This is a genomic window from Nonomuraea sp. NPDC049655, from assembly GCF_044465465.1.
In the GTDB taxonomy this organism is placed as follows: Bacteria; Actinomycetota; Actinomycetes; order Streptosporangiales; family Streptosporangiaceae; genus Nonomuraea.
This window is the reverse complement of the sequence record NZ_JBITLS010000024.1, coordinates 29232-45751: the sequence shown is the minus strand read 5'-3', so window position 1 is coordinate 45751 and position 16520 is coordinate 29232. Positions and strand designations below refer to the sequence as shown.

The 16520-nt window shown below is 69.0% G+C and carries 14 protein-coding genes and 2 pseudogenes; 4 read left to right on the top strand and 12 right to left on the bottom strand.

All coding sequences use genetic code 11. The annotated features are described in order from the left end of the window. Positions 1-117 precede the first annotated feature (117 nt). Both ACIBQ6_RS48455 and ACIBQ6_RS48450 read right to left on the bottom strand, forming a co-directional pair. Entirely contained in the window at positions 118-1026 is a 909-nt protein-coding gene (locus tag ACIBQ6_RS48455; protein WP_397219315.1) for a hypothetical protein, read from the bottom strand. A gap of 653 nt (positions 1027-1679) precedes the next feature. Then, positions 1680-3284, bottom strand: coding sequence for a hypothetical protein (locus ACIBQ6_RS48450; RefSeq protein ID WP_397219314.1), 1605 nt, complete (start codon positions 3282-3284; stop codon positions 1680-1682). Between the two features lie 753 nt (positions 3285-4037). Here ACIBQ6_RS48450 and ACIBQ6_RS48445 point away from each other — a divergent pair. Next, on the top strand, positions 4038-4577 hold the full coding sequence (locus tag ACIBQ6_RS48445) for a GNAT family N-acetyltransferase (RefSeq protein ID WP_397219313.1): 540 nt from the start codon (positions 4038-4040) through the stop codon (positions 4575-4577). Between the two features lie 203 nt (positions 4578-4780). Beyond that, complete coding sequence (locus ACIBQ6_RS48440) at positions 4781-5122, top strand: hypothetical protein (RefSeq protein WP_397219312.1); 342 nt, start codon at positions 4781-4783, stop codon at positions 5120-5122. 359 nt (positions 5123-5481) lie between these two features. Here ACIBQ6_RS48440 and uppS read toward each other — a convergent pair whose 3' ends face one another. The 9 genes and pseudogenes from uppS to ACIBQ6_RS48395 form a co-directional block, all read right to left on the bottom strand. Then, on the bottom strand, positions 5482-6291 hold the full coding sequence (uppS, locus tag ACIBQ6_RS48435) for a polyprenyl diphosphate synthase (protein ID WP_397219311.1): 810 nt from the start codon (positions 6289-6291) through the stop codon (positions 5482-5484). A 445-nt stretch (positions 6292-6736) separates the two neighbouring features. Then, entirely contained in the window at positions 6737-7930 is a 1194-nt protein-coding gene (locus tag ACIBQ6_RS48430) for an MFS transporter (protein WP_397219360.1), read from the bottom strand. Between the two features lie 344 nt (positions 7931-8274). Next, a complete protein-coding gene (locus ACIBQ6_RS48425; protein WP_397219359.1) occupies positions 8275-8517 on the bottom strand; it encodes an integrase core domain-containing protein in 243 nt (80 codons plus the stop codon). A 54-nt stretch (positions 8518-8571) separates the two neighbouring features. After that, positions 8572-9261, bottom strand: a pseudogene (locus ACIBQ6_RS48420) (hypothetical protein); the annotation flags it as partial. A gap of 164 nt (positions 9262-9425) precedes the next feature. Continuing rightward, a complete protein-coding gene (locus tag ACIBQ6_RS48415) occupies positions 9426-10112 on the bottom strand; it encodes a recombinase family protein (RefSeq protein ID WP_397219310.1) in 687 nt (228 codons plus the stop codon). A 251-nt stretch (positions 10113-10363) separates the two neighbouring features. Beyond that, positions 10364-11185, bottom strand: coding sequence for an alpha/beta fold hydrolase (locus tag ACIBQ6_RS48410; protein ID WP_397219309.1), 822 nt, complete (start codon positions 11183-11185; stop codon positions 10364-10366). Positions 11186-11202: 17 nt separating this feature from the next. After that, the gene (locus tag ACIBQ6_RS48405) at positions 11203-11880 is read right to left on the bottom strand and encodes an alpha/beta fold hydrolase (RefSeq protein WP_397219308.1); all 678 of its coding nucleotides are present in this window, start codon (positions 11878-11880) and stop codon (positions 11203-11205) included. A gap of 128 nt (positions 11881-12008) precedes the next feature. Then, a complete protein-coding gene (locus tag ACIBQ6_RS48400; protein ID WP_397219307.1) occupies positions 12009-14234 on the bottom strand; it encodes a helix-turn-helix domain-containing protein in 2226 nt (741 codons plus the stop codon). Between the two features lie 215 nt (positions 14235-14449). Next, entirely contained in the window at positions 14450-15127 is a 678-nt protein-coding gene (locus ACIBQ6_RS48395; RefSeq protein ID WP_397219306.1) for a Tn3 family transposase, read from the bottom strand. Positions 15128-15222: 95 nt separating this feature from the next. On the opposite strand from ACIBQ6_RS48395, the gene ACIBQ6_RS48390 reads away from it, so the two are divergent. Both ACIBQ6_RS48390 and ACIBQ6_RS48385 read left to right on the top strand, forming a co-directional pair. Next, the gene (locus ACIBQ6_RS48390; protein WP_397219305.1) at positions 15223-15705 is read left to right on the top strand and encodes a carboxymuconolactone decarboxylase family protein; all 483 of its coding nucleotides are present in this window, start codon (positions 15223-15225) and stop codon (positions 15703-15705) included. Between the two features lie 54 nt (positions 15706-15759). Next, positions 15760-15957: pseudogene (locus ACIBQ6_RS48385) on the top strand (DUF4158 domain-containing protein); the annotation flags it as partial. A gap of 60 nt (positions 15958-16017) precedes the next feature. Here ACIBQ6_RS48385 and ACIBQ6_RS48380 read toward each other — a convergent pair. After that, on the bottom strand, positions 16018-16452 hold the full coding sequence (locus tag ACIBQ6_RS48380) for an integrin alpha (protein WP_397219358.1): 435 nt from the start codon (positions 16450-16452) through the stop codon (positions 16018-16020). Positions 16453-16520: the final 68 nt, after the last annotated feature.

Sequence of the window (16520 nt, the reverse complement as noted above, 5' to 3'; positions counted from 1 at the left end):
GCGCCGCACCAGCGGGCGACCACGAGCGCCGCGCACTGGAACGGGCAGGTGATCTCCTTGATGATCGGATCTGCCGCTTTCGACGACCCATCGAGAGCTCAGACAAAAGCCACGAATTTACGAAAGGCCAGGCATCTCCGCGGCCTGATCGTCGGCCGGTACGGTGACCTTCGCCGTGCCCCAGTCCGAGAACACCATCTCCGTCTTCACCGCCGCCCCCTCCAGCGGCACGTTCATGACCAGCTTGGCCGGCAGCCCGTCGGCGCCCACCCAGACGTCATAGGAGCAGGTGACCCCCTGCGCCACCTGCTCCAGTGCGGTCCCAAGCCGGGTCTGGTACTGCTCGCCCAGGCCGGTGACGCCCTTCATCACCTTCTGCAGCCCCTCCTTGCCGAGCTTGGCCTTGACGGCGGCCAGCGACTGGTCGAAGTTGGCCGCCACGTACGCCTTGGACCCGGTCTGCTTCAGCGCCTGCCCGAGGTCGTAGGTGACGGTGTAGTGGGTGCCGAGCGGATCCGGCGCGGAGGTGAGCTTGCCGGTGGCGTACAGGTTCACGTCACGGGCCCGCGCGAGGTCCTCGACGGCGCTGTCAGCGCCCCCGGGCGCGAGCAGCCCGACCATCCCCTTCTGCTCCTCGCCGAACTTCAGCCACGGCTTGCCCTTCGCCCAGTCGGCGTACTCGTCCGTGGCCGCCACGTACGTGGCCTCCTCAGTCTGGATGACGTGCGTCTTCTTTCCCGGAGACAGGAGGTCCTCGGAGGTCATGTCCACCCGGGTCGCTGTGCCCTCCAGGTGAATGAGCACGTCGGACTTGACGGCCGCCTCGTCCCCAGTCACCGACACGGCCATCTTGAGACTCTTGTGCTTGGTGAGCTGGGTGTCGAGGACACGCACCACGGCCGCGACCTCGGTCAGGGCGGCCGCAGCACTGGGGGTGGCGGAGGCCGCCGGCACGGGCTTTTCGCCGCCGCCACATGCGGTCAGGGTGGCGAGCATGAGAACGGCGGGCGCGACTGCACGGCGCATGAAAAACTCCAAGACGGGGATCCGGCAATTCGTGCAGAAAGATCGCGCATGAGAAATCGACGGTTCTGCCCGCCCAGATAGGGCGATTTATGCCGGGCGGCATCGTAGCAGCCGACCTACCAGGGCAAATAATGGATCAAGAGGGCACGGCGCAGAGCAGACGATTGTCCTCCCGCTGCCACACCCTGCCGGCCTCCCGAACCCCGCCGCACGCAACGCCATCTCGTGCTGGGAAAACAACGGTGACTCCGAGCCGTTGTGCAGCGCGACGCGCTCCGGGACCAGACCGTCGAGCATGGGGTTCGCGGCGAGCGCCAGCGGACGTAGGCACCGATCGCCGCGTTCTGCTCGTCATGACTGCGGTGCTCGGTGCCGTTCAGCGTGTAGTAGCGCAGCGCGGCGACTCTGATTCGATCCCATTCAGGGTTCACCGCCGGTGGTCAATTACTGGTCCGACATTCGGTGATGGGCCACCAGCTGAGCGCTCAGGGCGACGCGAGCCCTTGTGGGACCCGGGTGTGTCCTCCTGGGGAGGGACAGCACCGTGCAGAATTAGTTAACCTCCTTTCCAGTCGCCTGGCGGGACGGAATGCTGATGCACGGCCTGACCGCGCTGCCGGTAGACAACCCCGGCCCGGTGGCGGCATGGGGAGTCAGGCAACACCCTTGCGGATGTTGTCGCGGATGTAGGCGAAGTATGGGTCACCGGGGCTCTTGGGGGTGCGCCGGGGCACGGCGGCGGTGGGCGTGCCAGCGAACCACTGGTCCACGATGGCGGCCTGCTGCTCGATCCCGAAGGACGACCATGCGCCGCCGGGTGCGGGGTATTGGTAGACGCTCTCGCCGACCTGGTTGTTCGCCTGAACGACGATCCCCTGACACACGGTGCCGGGCAGGAAGGCGGAGTGGGAGATCTGCCAGGCGTGCACGAGTTCGTGAATGAGCAACCCGCCCTCGACCGGATATGCCTTGTTCTTGTACTTCAGCGGGCCTGCGTCGAAGGCGTCCCCGCCGATGTTGACGTAGATCCGGCCGTCGACGCCGGGCATGGTGAAGGGCCGGCCGCCCAGCCCGGCAAGGTGGGTGAGGGTGATCCGATCGGCGGGCAGCGTGCCGCCGAAGACCTCGCCGTTGGCGAACTTGGCCTCTTCGGCCCACAGCGGGCGCTGCTTGATCAGCGCGTTGGTCATGGCTCCGACGGCCACGCCGGCCGCGATGGCCAGCACCACTGATCCGCCGAACGCGAAGACCACCACCCCGGCGATGACGCCGAAGGTGGCGCCCAGGCCCAGGTTCCCCAGGAACTGGCCGGCCTCGGCGCCGAGCGCGATCACGATGCCGACCGCTCCGCCGACGGCACCGGCGGCTACGTCGAGAACGCCCTTGGCCACGTCCTGGATCACCCCGACCACTCCGGTCGTGGAGTAGTCCTTGGTCACCCACAGCTTGGCCCGGGCGACCGAGGTCCACTGGGCCTGAATTAGCGGGTTGTGGCCGTTCTCCTGGAAGTCGTCGTCGCGGGAACCGCTGGAGAAGGTGCCCCCGACATGGCCGCCGTGCCGGGCGATCAGGGTGAGCCCGTCGGGGGTGACCAGCGTCGCCGTGACCTGGAAGTCGTAGCCGACGGCACCGCTGTCGTGCATGTGGAACGCCGCGGTCCAGGTACCGTCCCGGCGTACCGTGATGCGCACGTTACCGCCGAGCGCGGTCCCGGCCGGGGTGACCACGGTGCCGGAGAAGGTCATCTCGTCCGGAGCCAGCGGGCGCCAGTTGTCGCGGATGCCCGACCACTCCGAGCCGTTCTGCCACGACTCGGTGTAGACGCGATGGTCGTTACCGGCGATGAACAGGTCAAGGTTTCCGGCGTCGCGCGTCATAGCGGTCACAGGGATCCCCGCCGGGAAGAAGCCGCCGATCGAACGCCAGTTGTCGCGGATCCCCGACCAGTCGGAGCCCTCATACCACCAGGAGGTGTAGACGCGGCCGTCGTTGCCGGTGATGAACAGGTCGATGCTGTTGGGTGACTTGGCGATCGCCGTCACCGGCGCGCCCTTGGGGAAGAACCCGCCGATCGAGCGCCAGTTGTCGCGGATCCCCGACCACCCCAAGCCCTCGTACCACCAGGAGGTGTAGACCCGGCCGTCGTTGCCGACCACGAATAAATCGATGCTGGTGGGTGACTTGCTGATCGCGGTGACCGGCGCGCCGGGGGAAAGAAGCCGCCTATCGGCCGCCAGTTCCCGGTGACCGCCGCCCATTCGTCTCCCTGGTACCACCAGGTCGTGTAGACGATGCCGTCCGCGCCGACGGTGAACAGGTCGAGATTGCCGCGGTTGCGACTCGTCGCCGCGATGGTTCTCGCCGCCTCCATGAAAGGCCCCCTAGGTGTTCTTGGTGCAGGTCACGTCAGCTCGCCGGTCGGCATGCAGATTCCCCCGGCCGCCATCGGCACGACTCAGCCCTGGTTTCGCGGGATGCGAACCAACTCCGTCGCGCATTCTCCTCGCCGACCCTCATCCGATTACCACAAAATGGCGTTTCGAGAAAATTGTCAATACGGGCGGCACGGAGGCCCGGAGTCCGAAATTAGGCGTCACTTAATGGCATTTCTGTTGAGAGCTGAAACGGATCGGCTTCATGCTGCTTCATGCGCGACGACAGTGAACACCCGAACCGGACACGACACCCGGCGACCCTCCTCCGGCGAGGCATCCGGCGCATGTTCGGAAAACGGCTCAAGATATCGACCGTTAGATGAACGCGCCGGGGCATGGGCTACAGGTCCGCGAAGTCGGCGAACGGTTGGCGCCCGGCCCTGCCGGCACTCAGGCGGCCTTGCCGGTCATCGGCAACGCCCGGATCGCGGCATGAGCGGCCGGTTGGTGGCGTATCCGTGAGATGTCATCCGGACTCGGTGGGCGTCATCCACGGCGTCGGCGGGCCAGAAGCTGCTGCCGCTCTGCTGGTCGTCTGAGGCTCCTGCCCGGCGGGCGTGCGATAGGTTGCCCGCCATGACTGATCTCGGACCCGTCGCCTGGCCACCTGCCCCGATCAGGACGGAGCGGCTCGTGCTCCGTGTGCCCGAGGCGCGGGACCGTGCGGCGTTCATCGAGCTGCTCGCCTCGCCCCAGGTGCACACCTACCTCGGCGGTCCCCGTCCGTGTGACGAGCTTGAGCGTGAAACACCCGAGGTGCCCGATCGATGGCCCGGGAGTTTCGTCGTCGAGCTTGACGGGGCGATGATCGGCCAGATCCTGCTCAGGAAAGCAGCCGGGCACCGTCGCCCGGCTGCTGTGGGGAAGGCCGATCTCGGTTACCTGTTCCTGCCGCGGGCGTGGGGATTCGGGTACGCCGCCGAGGCGTGCGCGGCGGCGCTCGGCTGGTTCGACGGCGTCCTTCCCGGCGAGCCGGTGGTGCTCACCACCCAGAGCGCCAACGTCGGCTCGATGCGCCTCGCGGCAAAGCTGGGGTTCATCGAGGTAGAGCGGTTCCATGCCTGGGACGCCGAGCAGTGGCTCGGCCTGCGGTCCCCGGTCACGCCGCCCGCTTGAGCTCGTGCGAAGGGTAAACGCTCGCCCGTCGTCGGGGATCACCGCCGTCCAGCACGTGCCCATGCCGAGCCACTGCGCGCTGCTTATCAGTCGCCGGTAGTGCCGCGCAGGTCGGCGTCCGCGACTGTCCAGTGTTCAAGCAGGGCCACTTCGCTCGGCGCCGGACGACGAGCTGGCCGACGCGGGGGTAGGCGAGGTCGCCGATGCCGATCATGGTGCGGGCCACGTCGCCTGGCTCGTCGGAGCTGGCCAGCAACACCACCGCGTCCTTGCGCAACCCCGCAGGGCCGGACGCTCCTGAGGAACCTCCGCCTGCCCGGCAGTTCCCGACGGCCGTAGGCCGGGGCGTGCTCGCCGTCGCCCAGTCGGATCTGTCGGTCCTGGTGGTGCAGCACCACGGCGCCGTCCGGCTGCCGGGCGACGGCGACGCCGGCCTCGGACAGGACCACTGCGCGTACGCCATCGCCGAGGTCACCACTGAGGTCGGCCAGGTCGGGCAGCACCAGCCCGGCGGCGGTCTGGACGGCGGCCAGCCGGTCACGTAGTTCCCGCACCTGTTGGGCGTCGCGTTCACGTTCAGCTTGGGCGGCGTGGGCCTGCTGTTCGGCCGTCACGGCGCGCTCGCGCTGGAGATCGCGATCGGTGCCCGCCTGGCGCAACTCCTCCTCGGCGCGGGCCTGCAGTCGCGCGGCGGCAGCGGCTTCTCCCTGGGCGGCGGCCAGGGCCAGGCGGGGCGTCGGTCGCCTCCTGCCTGGCGGTCTCGGCGCGGCCTTCGGCGGTCTCGGCCCGAGCATGAGCCTGGCGGCTGTCGTGCTCGGCGCGTTCGCGGGCGAGGTCGGCGTCGGCGGCCGCAGTCCGCAGGGTTTCGGCGTGCCGGGCCATGGGACGGCGGGCGTCACGCGGGTCACGGGGTCACGGGGCTGTGGTTACGGGGTGGGGGGTTCGAGGTCTCGTGGGATGAGGGGCGGCGGGCGGCGTAGGAGCGGAGGGCGCGCAGGAAGTCGATGTGGCGGAACCCGGGCCAGTACACGTCGCAGAAGTGGAGCCGGGCGGTGGCCGACTGCCAGATCAGGAACCCCGAAAGCCGCTGCTCCCCGCTTGTCCTGATGATGAGGTCCGGGTCGGGCCGCCCGGCCGTGTAGAGGCGGGCGGCGATGTCGTCCGCGGTGATCGTTCGGGCGAGCTCGTCGATTGGCACGCCCGCGTCCGCCTTGTCGGTCAGCACGGACCTGAGCGCGTCGACCACCTCCTGCCGCCCGTCGTACCCGATGGCGAGCGTCAGATGAAAGCCTTCCCTGTCGCGGGTACGGTCGACGGCGAGCTTGAGCGCGTGGGCCGTGGGGTCGGGCAGTTCGTCGAGCCGTCCCGCCACGTGGAGCCGCCAGCGGGGGGCCGAGTCGACCAGCCGTACCGCGATGATCTCCTCGATCAGTCCCATGTAGAAGGCGACCTGCGCCGACTCGCGCTTGCGAACGTTGTCGACGGACGCGACGTAGATGGTGACGTGTCTGATGTCGAGGTCGGCGCACCAGCCGATGACGGTCTCGATGTGCTCGACGCCGTGGCGGTGTCCTTGGCTCGGGTTGTCCAGACCCATCTCCTTGGCCCATCGCCTGTTGCCGTCCATCACCAGGGCGACGTGGGCGGGGAGTGGGCCCTTCAGCAGCCGGGAGCGCAGGTGACGGGCATAGAGGGTGTAGAGGGCATAGAGCACAAGCAGCACCCTAGTAGCGGCTGCCACCGCGGCGGGCGAGTTCACGCCGCAGTTCAAGGTTCTCGCCATGGGCTTGCTCGAGGGCCGCTCGTAGCTCCGAGATCTCTTCCCGATGCCGCCTTCTCAGGCGGGCAAGCTCGGGGTTGAGGAACCGGCGGACAGCCGTTGGCGCTGAGAAGGATCTTGAGTGCAGAGAGCTGAAGATGTTCTTGGTTGCGAAGCTTCCCAGCTCGTTGCCTGGTCCCGGCGTCGGCGTGCGGCGCGGATCTCGGCGTCGGCGACCTTGCCGTCGAGCAGCGCGTACAGCTGGGTGGTTTCGGTGGAGGCGTGGCCGAGGTGGCGGCGGACCCTCGATGGATACGCCTGCGTTGATGAGTTCGGTGGCGTGGGCAGCCGTACTACCCAGCGAGTGGTCCCTTGCCCCGGCTGAGACGCTTTCCCGAGTTCACCTGCGAGGCAGCAGTATGGCGGCGGCGCACATCACGCCCGCAGCGGTGAAGAGCGACGTGCGCGTGTCGGTCCAGGTCGCCATGAGGCCGCCGAGAAGGATGAACAGGGGCTGGGTGACCGTCGTGGCGAACGACCACAATGTGGCCACGCGAGCCATGAGATGGTCCGGGGTCTGCAACTGCCGATAACCGGCCATGGTGGAGTTCGCCGCGCCGGCGAACAGCAGGACCATGCCGAACCCAAAGCCGCACATCAGCAGTCCGAGCGTGCCGGGGAACGCCGCTGGGATGAGGAAGTACCAGGGGCCGCGCAGCAGGCTGGCCCACCACAGCGCGCGCACGGCTCCCAGCCGCGCCACGAGTTTCGGTGCGAGTCTGGCGCCGAAGAACCCGCCCAGCGACGGCACTCCCATCAGCAGCCCGTACTGCCAGGCGTCGAAGTGCAGGTCGCGCAGGTAGAACACGGCGCTCACCGAGGCCGCCATCGAGCTGGCGCCGGCGAAGGTCACCCAGCTGATCAGGATCGGCCGGAGTGTCGGATGCTCCCAGGCGAAGCGCCATCCGGCGAACAGCTCCGCACGCCGCGACGAGTGCTCGTCGCGGACGGGCTGGGCTGGCTCCGGAGTGCGCAGGGTCCTGACCGCTAACGCGCTGACCAGGAAAGACAGGGCGTCGATGACTAGGGAGCCAACTGCGGTGAGAAGGCCGATGAGAGCGCCGCCCAGCGACGGACCGGCCGAGATGCCGAGCCAGCGCGTCGACTCCAGGCGGCTGTTGGCTTCGATCAGTTGTTGCGCTGAGACCAGCGCCTTGAGGTGGGCCTGCGCGGCGGCGGCGAACGCGATCTGGCACGCGGCGTTGACCACGGCGATCACACCCAGGTGCGCGAAGGTCAACACGCCCAGGAGCGCCGCGATCGGAACACTCGCCAGGCAGGTGAACCTGATGACGTCAGCCGTGATCAGGATCGCACGTTTGCGCTTGAACTCGACGTGGCTGCCGAGGGGGAAGGCCAGCAGCGCGGTGGTGATCGCGGTCAGCGCCGATAGCAGCGCGACCTGGAATGTCGAGGCCCCGACAACGGTGACGGCGATAACGGGCAGTGCCACCATGCCGACGGCCGATCCGAGCTGGCTGATGGCCAGACCTGTCCAGAGCCGCCGGAAGTCCGTATGTCCTCGGACGCTTATTTGGGGGGGAAGTCACTCTGCCTCATTATGCCGCGACGATCTGCTCTAAGATCCACGCGCGTGGTGGGCCTGGCAGCCGTGGGTGAACCAGCCGGAGGGGCGGCAGACGAGCAGGGCGCGGCATCAGGGGCGGTGGAGCACGGCAAGTGAGGATGTTTCGGCCTTCAGTTCCTCTTGATCGTTCTCAGCGCCAATGGCTGTCCGCCGGTTCCTCACCCCCCACACCGGCGAACGCTGGCACTGATCGGCCCGGCCGACGATTGGGAGGTGGTCTCGATCTCTTTGGCGTCGAACCACCTGCCGTAGAGATCCTGTGTCCATCCCCTGAAAGCGTGGAGACGGTTCTATGCCACAGCGGTCCTCAGCAGGGCCGATGGGGCTTGTCTCTTCTCGATCATGTGACGTTCGAATGTGATGGGCGGCAGCCCGTCGTTGGTGCTGTGCCGCCGGGTGGTGTTGTAGAAGTCGTCGATCCAGGTGGCGATCTTCAAGCGTGCTTCGGCCCGGGTTCGGAACCGGTGGCGGTGCACGTACTCGACCTTGAGGGTGCTGTTAAGGCCTCGGCGGCGGCGTTGTCCAGCGCGCAGCCCACGCGGCCCATGGACTGGACCACGCCCAGGCGCCGGCGATGACCCCGTCGATCACCGACAGGTCCAGTGACACGAGGGGCGCAGCAGTGGCTCCAGCGAGAGGTCGCGGTCGGCCAGGCCCACCCTGCCGAGAGCGGCATCGGCGGTGCGGGCCAGTGACTGGCTGACCCCGCCGGTCGCCTGATAGCCGGCCAACGTCAGCTTCTGACCCTCGCGGTGCTTCCAGGTCGCGAGCAGGGTATGCGACAACAAGGGCAAGACAGCGCCAGGGTCGCTGGAGACCGTGGCGAGGACGTGGTCCTGGGCAAAGGTCGCTCCCAGGTCCTCCAGAATGCGCTCCGCCAGCCCGGCCTCCAGCGTGAGCTGTGCGAGGCCGGCGGGCTTCTCGATGGCCTGACGCAGTTGTGCCGCGGTCATCGGTCCGACCACCAGCGGGCGGGCCAGGGCCGGTGCCAGCTCGGGATAGGCGGCACAATGGCCGAAGAAGTCGGCGCGCATCCCGATCACCACCGCCGTGGGTGACCCTTGCGCGGGAGTGCATGCCGCGTGCAACGCCTGGATGAAAACCCGGCGGTCGTCCGCGCCGGCCCAGGAGGTGAACAGCTCCTCGAACTGGTCAACGATGAGGAGCCTGCACCCGGCCTGCGACAGCAGCTCGTGCAGCACAGCGGGGTTGTCGGTCAGGCGATCTCGCACGTCGCGCGGAGCGTCCTCGCCGCAGAACTGGTCAGCCAGGATCTGGACGGGGTCGGGGTATGACGAGCATCGGAACGAAAAGTCCCGTTAGCGGAGCGAATTCGAACGGCTTACCGTGACTTTTCGTTCCGATGTGTCCAGCGGATCTGTTTCCGCACGTCGCAGCTTCAGACGATGAGGAAGCCAGCGCTGCGCCGGGCTGAAGATTCTCAGCCTCCGGACTGTCCGAGAGTCGGCTGCTGTCCTGCGCGGAGCTCTTGCAGGTCGGGGATGTGGTTGTACAGCGTGCCGACGCTGACGCCGAGCAGTTTGGCGATCGAGGTCACCGACCGCTCCGGGTCGGGCAGCAGGTCGCGGGCCGCCTTCAGCAGCTCGGCGTTGACCACCGTCGGGCGGCCCCCGGTGCGGCCGCGGGCCTTGGCGGCGGCCAGACCCTCATGAGTGCCGGCCACGATGAGCTCGCGGATGAACTCGGCCAGGGCTGCGAAGACGTGGAAGACCAGGCGGCCGCCGGGGGTGGTGGTGTCGAGCCGCTCGTGCAGGCTGGTGAAGCCGATCTCGCGGCGGCGTAGGTCGCCGACCATGGTGATGAGGTCGGCCAGGGACCGACCGTAGCGGGCCAGCTCGGGCACGACGAGGGTGTCGCCGGCTGACAGGAAGGCGTGGCAAGCCTTCAGCTCCGGCCGCAGGGCGTTCTTGCCGGACTTCTTGTCGGCGAAGATCTTGCGGCAGCCGGCGGCAGTGAGCGCGTCGATCTGCCGGTCCAGGCTCTGGCCGCGGGTGGAGACGCGGGCGTAGCCGATGAGGATCTCCGAGCGGACGGCGGGGAAGGCGCTCAACAGGTCGGCGTCGACGGGCAGGCCCCCGGGAAGTTCCAGCGAGGTGGTCGTCACCATCGGATTCTCTCAACAAACGGTGCTGATGATTGTTGAAGACACGGGGTTGTTGAAGCGAGTTGTTGAAGACCGTCTGCCCTGGTCGAGGTTCCCGGCCGTGATCTCTTCAAGAAACGCTCGTTTTCTGAAGATCCGGGGGCGTCGGTCGCTTCCTCCACGGACCGCGTACGGCCGGATTGGAGCTGTGGGCGAGCAAGTGCCCCGGTCTCACCGACGCGGGACCGGGGCACTGTCAAATGGTCGTTGATCGGTTAGTCGGTGGCCTTGGCCGCAGTCTCGATGAGGCGGGTGGTCAGCCCCGGCTGGCTGATCATGGGGACGTGGGAGGCGCCCCTGGCCTCGACGACGTGGGCCTTGGCGCGCTTGTAGAACCAGCGCTCCAGATCCGGCGGGATCGCCTTGTCCTCGGTGGCGACCATGCCCCAAGAGGGGATGGTGCGCCAGGCCGCGGCGGTCGTCTTGTCGGTGAAGGAAGAAGCGGCGAAGGGCCGCTGGGTGGCCTGCATGATCCGGGTCACGGAGGCGGGCAGGTCGGCGGCGAACGCGGAGCGGAACTTGTCCGGCTTCAGATACAGGTCGACGCCGTCGGGATAGGGCACTTCCTTGACGGCGGCCGGGATCTGGGTGCCGGGGTACTTGCTGATCAGGGCGCCGAGTTGCTCGCCCTCGTCGGGGACGAAGGCGGCGATGTAGACGAGCGCCTTGACGTTGGGGTTGTCGGCGGCGGCGTTGGTGATGACGGCGCCGCCGTAGGAGTGGCCGACCAGCACGATCGGCCCGTCGATGGATTTCAGGACGCTGGCGATGTACGGCGCGTCGACGGGCAGGCCACGCAGCGGGTTGGCGGGTGCGATCGCGGTGTAGCCGTCACGCTGCAGCCTGGTGATCACCTCGTTCCAGTTGGAGGCGTCTGCGAAGCCGCCGTGCACGAGCACGATGGTCGGCTTACCGCTGTTTGTGCTGCTGCTGGTGGCCGAGGCGGAGGCAGTGGGGGCAGCCAGGAGAGCCGCGGCCAGAAGTCCGGCGGCCGCGGTGAGCAGGACCCGGCGCGGCCCGGTAGGGGGGTTCGTCATGAGGGGCTCCGTGAAGGTCAGGCCGCGGCCTGGCGGATGAGACCGGCGACGGCGGCCGGCTGGGAGACGTAGACGGCGTGGCTGCCGATCGCGTCGACCACGGTGGCTCCCGCTCGCGCGGCCATGGCCCGCTGTGCGGGCACCGGGATCATGCGGTCCTCGGTGGCCACCAGATACCAGCTCGGCTTGGCACGCCAGGCCGGTTCGGTGACCGCGCCACCGAGCGCGTCGACGCCCCAGGGCACCTGCGCGTCGGCCATGAACGCCGCCGTGTGGGCGGGCAGGTCGGCGGCGAAGGAGTGGTGGAACTTCTCCCGGTCCAGGAGCAGGAAGCCGTCGACCGGCGGCAGGATCGGCGGGACCGGCGCGCCGGGCGGCGGGTCGGCGATGAGCGTGTTGACCGACTCGCCCTTGTCCGGGGCGAAGGCGGCGATGTAGGCGAGCGCGGCGACGTTGGGGTGGGTGCCGGCTTCGCTGATGACGACGCCGCCGTAGGAGTGGCCGACCAGGACGGCAGGGCCGTCGAGGCCGTCGAGGACCTGCCGGGTCGCGGCGACGTCCCCGGCCAGCGACAGCGTCGGGTTCTGCACGATGCGGACGGTGAAACCGTCCTTGGCCAGTTCGTCGTAGACGCCCTGCCAGCCGGACCCGTCCACGAACCCGCCGTGCACGAGCACGATGTTCTTGATGGTCATGAGGTACTCCTGACCTGGATGAATGGAGCCTTACGGCTTTCATCCAAGTCCTGCGGCCCCGGTGGAGACCATGCGGAACAGCAGGCAGAACTGCCGCCGGGGCCCGAACCCCTTTCAGCGAGCCCCTGTCAGCCTGCGGCCTGGACGCGGCAGCAGTCTGCGGCTTCGGTGTCGCCGACCGTCTGCCACACCTCGGCCGCGCGCGTGTAGGTGCGGCGGCTTTCCTCCTGGCGGCCGGTGTCGGCCAGGGATGCCGCGAGGAACTGCAGAACATAGGCCAGCGAGCTGGAGGCCTGTACCTGTTCGTGGAGGGCTGCCGCCATGGTCAGCGTGGTGATCGCCTCCTCATGGTGGCCGAGCAGCCGCTGGGTGTGGCCGACGCGCCCGAGCGCATGCGGGCGGGTCCCGGCCGCGACGCTGGCGGTCATGTGCTCGCTGTCGAGCAGGTCGCACGCCAGCCGGTACTGCTCCAAGGCTTCGGCCGGTCGCTGGTCGTCGAAGAGGCAGTCGCCGTACATCAGCAGCACCTGGCAGTAGGCGTCGACGTCGCCCGCGGCCTTGAACATCCGGGCCGCGCGCTGGGCCGCCTCGGCCGCCTCGGCCAGCCGCTTGAGCTTGCGCAGGGCGGTGGCGGTGTACTGGTGGGCCCAGGCGATCTGCATGGTGGCACCGGCGGCGGAGTCGGCGCCGCTGGCCACCTCCTGGGCTCGGCTCGCGTAGCCGAGGGCGGCTTCGGGGTCGATGACCGGGGGGATCATCTGGACCCAGGCCAGGTAGTTGAGCTGGGTGGCCTGCTGGACGGTGTCGCCGAGTGCCTGGGCGGCTCGCTCGCCGAGGGTGAAGACCTCCTGCCAGTGCGGGCCGTGCATCCACCGGTCGGAGAACCAGTGCATCGACTCGGCGCAGTCCAAGACGCCGGCGTGCCGGCCGCGCTCGGCGGCCAGCCGCATCGCGCCCAGCCAGTTGTCCACGTTCACCCGCAGCCAGTGCTCGGCCTCCTCCAGGCTGGCCAGGCCGGGTTCCGGCTGCTCGGGCGGGCCGTGGGCGGGCTCGAACCAGCGGCCCGCGCTGGTCGCCATCCGCAGCAGCCAGCCGATCATCGTGTCGGTGACCTTCTGCTGGTCGGCTTGGCTGTCTTCGGCGTGCAGCCGCTCGCGGGCGAACAGCCGCACCAGGTCGTGGAAGCGGTAGCGGCCGGTGGCGCTGTCGTGCAGCAGGCCGAGGTCGACGAGTTCGTCGAGGGCGTCCCAGGCGTCCTCGATCTCCAGGCCGCCGACGACCGCGGCCAGGGCGGCGTCGAAGTCACGTCCCGGGATGAGGAACAGCCGCCGGAAGACGCGACGGCCCTGGGCGGGAACCTGCTCATATGACATGCCGAACGCATTGGCGATCTGGAGATCGCCTGCTTTGAGCTGGGCCAGCCGCCGTTCCTCGCTGGTGAGGCGGGCTGCGAGCCCGGCGGCGTCCCAGCCGGGCCTGCTGACCAGGCGGTTGCCCACGATCCGCACCGCCAGCGGCAACCCGCCGCACAGTTCGGCGAGCTGGGTGAGCGCCGCCGGGCCGTCGTCGGCGGCGCGCTCGCTCACGATCGCGGCCAGCAACTCGGTGGCCTCCGGCAGAGGCAGCGGGCGCAGGCTCAGCCTGCGGCCGCCTTCCAGCCCGGCCAGCAGCCGGCGGCTGGTCACCAGCGCCCGGGCGGGCCCGCCGCCGGGCAGCAGCGGACGCACCTGCTCCTCGCTGGCCGCGTTGTCCAAGACCAGCAGCACCCGCCGCTCGGCCAGCAGCGAGCGCAACAGGGAGGAGCGGCCGTCGAGGTCGGCCGGCATCCGCTGCTCGGCGACGCCGAGCGCGCGCAGCAGCATCGCCAGGGCGTCGACGGCGGCCAGCGGCTGAGCCGACATGCCGAACAGGTCGAGGAAGAGCACCCCGTCGGGGAAACCGGGGCGCAGCAGGTGAGCGGCACGGATGACCAGGGTGGTCTTGCCCAGCCCGGCGGCGCCGGTGATCAGCCCCACCCCGGCGGCGCCGGGTTCGGCGTCGCGACCGGCCAGCTCGCTAACCCAGGCGACTTCGGCGGTGCGGCCGGTGAAGTCTTCGACCGAGCGGGGCAGTTCGCACACGCCCGAGGGCCGCGCCCAGTGATCGCCCAGGCGGGCTTCCCGCGCCAGGTCGATGAGCTCTTTGCGGGCGCCGTTCTCCAAGCCCAGGGCGTCGGCGATGGCGGTGATCGTGCGCTGCTGGGGGCCTTTGCTGCGGCCCCGTTCCAGGTCCGACAGGGATCGGACGCTGATGCCCGATGCCTCGGAGAGGTGCTCCAAGGTCAGGCGTGCCGCGTGGCGGTGGCGGCGCAGCACCTGCGCTAAGGCTGGCAGATCGGTGATGGGAGTGCTCCTGCCCTGCATGAAACCACGATGATCAATAGGTGGGACCAGCCTACGGAAATCCGTCCTGCGGGGATACCGCACAAACGGTGCGCTGCATCCCAGGAGATCTTCTGCGCGCGTGCCTGCCGGCTGCTGGGCGCGGTCGCAGTCACGTCCGCGCCCAGCCTCTCGGCGGCGCTGGGCTCTTACACGATGCCGTCGTCTTCCCAGTCCGGCTCGTCGGGGTTGCGGAGGGCGCGGACGCCGGCGGGGCCGAGGTCGGGCCGGGCGAAGGAGTAGGTGCCGATCACGTTCAGGTGCTGGCGCACGAACGGCGACAAGCGTGCGACGTTCTCCTCGGCCAGAGGGTAGCCGTCGGCTTTCAGCTGGTCCAGGGCCCGGTCGATGTAGAAGGTGTTCCACAGCGTGACGCAGTTGAGCACCAGGCCGAGCGCGCCGAGTTGGTCTTCCATGCCCTTGTGGTAGCGCTGATACAGCTCGCCCTTCTTGCCGTGGAAGATCTTCCCGGCCAGGGCGTGCCGGGATTCCTGCAGGTTGCGCACACCCTTGATGTCGCGCCGGTAGGGCTCCTCGACGGCGTAGGTGAGGATGTGCAGCGTCTTGAAGATCCGCCCGTAGTGGGCGATCGCCTCGCCGAGCGGGGTGGGGTTGCCGTCGCGCTGGATCATGCGCATCAGGTCGTGGGCGCGGATCTCGCCGGTGTAGATCGACACGACGACCCGCAGGATGTCGCCCCAGTGCCGTCTGATCTTGTCCAGGTCGATCTTCCCGCGGGCGAAGCGGGACAGGCTGCCGTAGTCGGCGTCCTGGATGCGCCAGCCCTTCTGGTCGGGGATGTCGGCCAGCGCGGGCCGGTACTGCATGCCCAGCAGGTGGACCAGGCCGAAGACGACGTCGCTGTAGGAACCGTGTCGGTCACCAGGACCTCCGGGCGCGGCCCGCGAGTAAGGACTTTGCCATGGAGCGCTTCGACCTGTTGACCAACGAGCTAGGCGCCAAGATCGCCAAGCGGATCTACAACGTCGCCGTACTGATCGAGAAGTCGCCACTGCCCAAGGCGACTCAGGATCTGGTGATGCTACGCGCCAGCCAGATCAACGGCTGCTGCTTCTGCGTCGACTACCACACCAAGGACGCCGTGGTGGCGGGCGAGAGCGCGACCCGCCTCCACCTGGTCGCCGCCTGGCGCGAGTCGACGGTGTTCACCGACGCCGAGCGGGCCGCATTGGCGCTCGCCGAGGAGGCCACCCGGATCGCCGACGGCCACCACGGCGTGTCGGATGAGACCTGGACCGAGGTGCGCAAGCACCACGACGACGAGCAGACCGTCGCGCTGGTCTCGCTGGTCGCCATGATCAACGCCAACAACCGGCTCAACGTGATCGTGCGCAAGCCCGGGGGTTCCTACCAGCCCGGCATGTTCACCGACATGGCCAACTGATCGGCGCCCACGGCGACCCCCGGTGAATCCTGCACGCAAGCCGACACCGCGGAGCTGGAGCAATTCTTCCGGCTGGATCGCAGTGCCTTGGATGCGCTGGCCTCGAAACGGCGTCCGGCCACGAAGCTCGGCTGGGCCGTGCAGTGGGGCACGGTGCGCATGCTGAGGGTGTTCCTGACCGGCGATCCGCTGGCCGTTCCGCCGGAGGCGTTGGCGTTCGTCGCCGAGCAGCTCGGCCTGGATCCGGCGCATTTGGCCGCCTGCGGTCTCGCGGCCGCGTTGACCGGGCCGCAGGCGGCCGTGTCGGCTGGGTCAGTGCAGCAGGGTGTAACCGAACTGGCCGGCCTCGGTGAGCCCGACCGAGGCGGCGTGGACGACCTGGCCGCCGGCGGGGACGCCGGTGGCGGTGCCGGGCAGGACAGCCAGCATGCCGTGGCCGGTGTTCTTGCCCGGCGCGGCCGCCACGAGCTCGCCCTTGCCGTCCCCGGTGACGTCGATGATCGAGACCGACGCGCCGAAGGCGTCGCCGGCGACCGACTGCTCGCTGACCGGGTCGGCGGTGGGCTCGGCGCCAGGGGGTGCGACGCCGTCCTGGGTGATGATCTGCGTGCCCGAAACGACCGGCCCGGTGGGTGAGCTGGGGATGAGGGCGACCGCGCCCGCCCGGTCCGCGCCGGACACCTTGGCGGTGGGCAGGCCGATGGCGATGTCGGCCGTGCCGTCGCCATTGAAGTCGCCGGTGGCCAGGCTCGGGGAGCGGCTGTAATGGCTCGGCGAGAACGAGGTCAGCCAGCTCAGGCCGCGAGCGGTGAAAC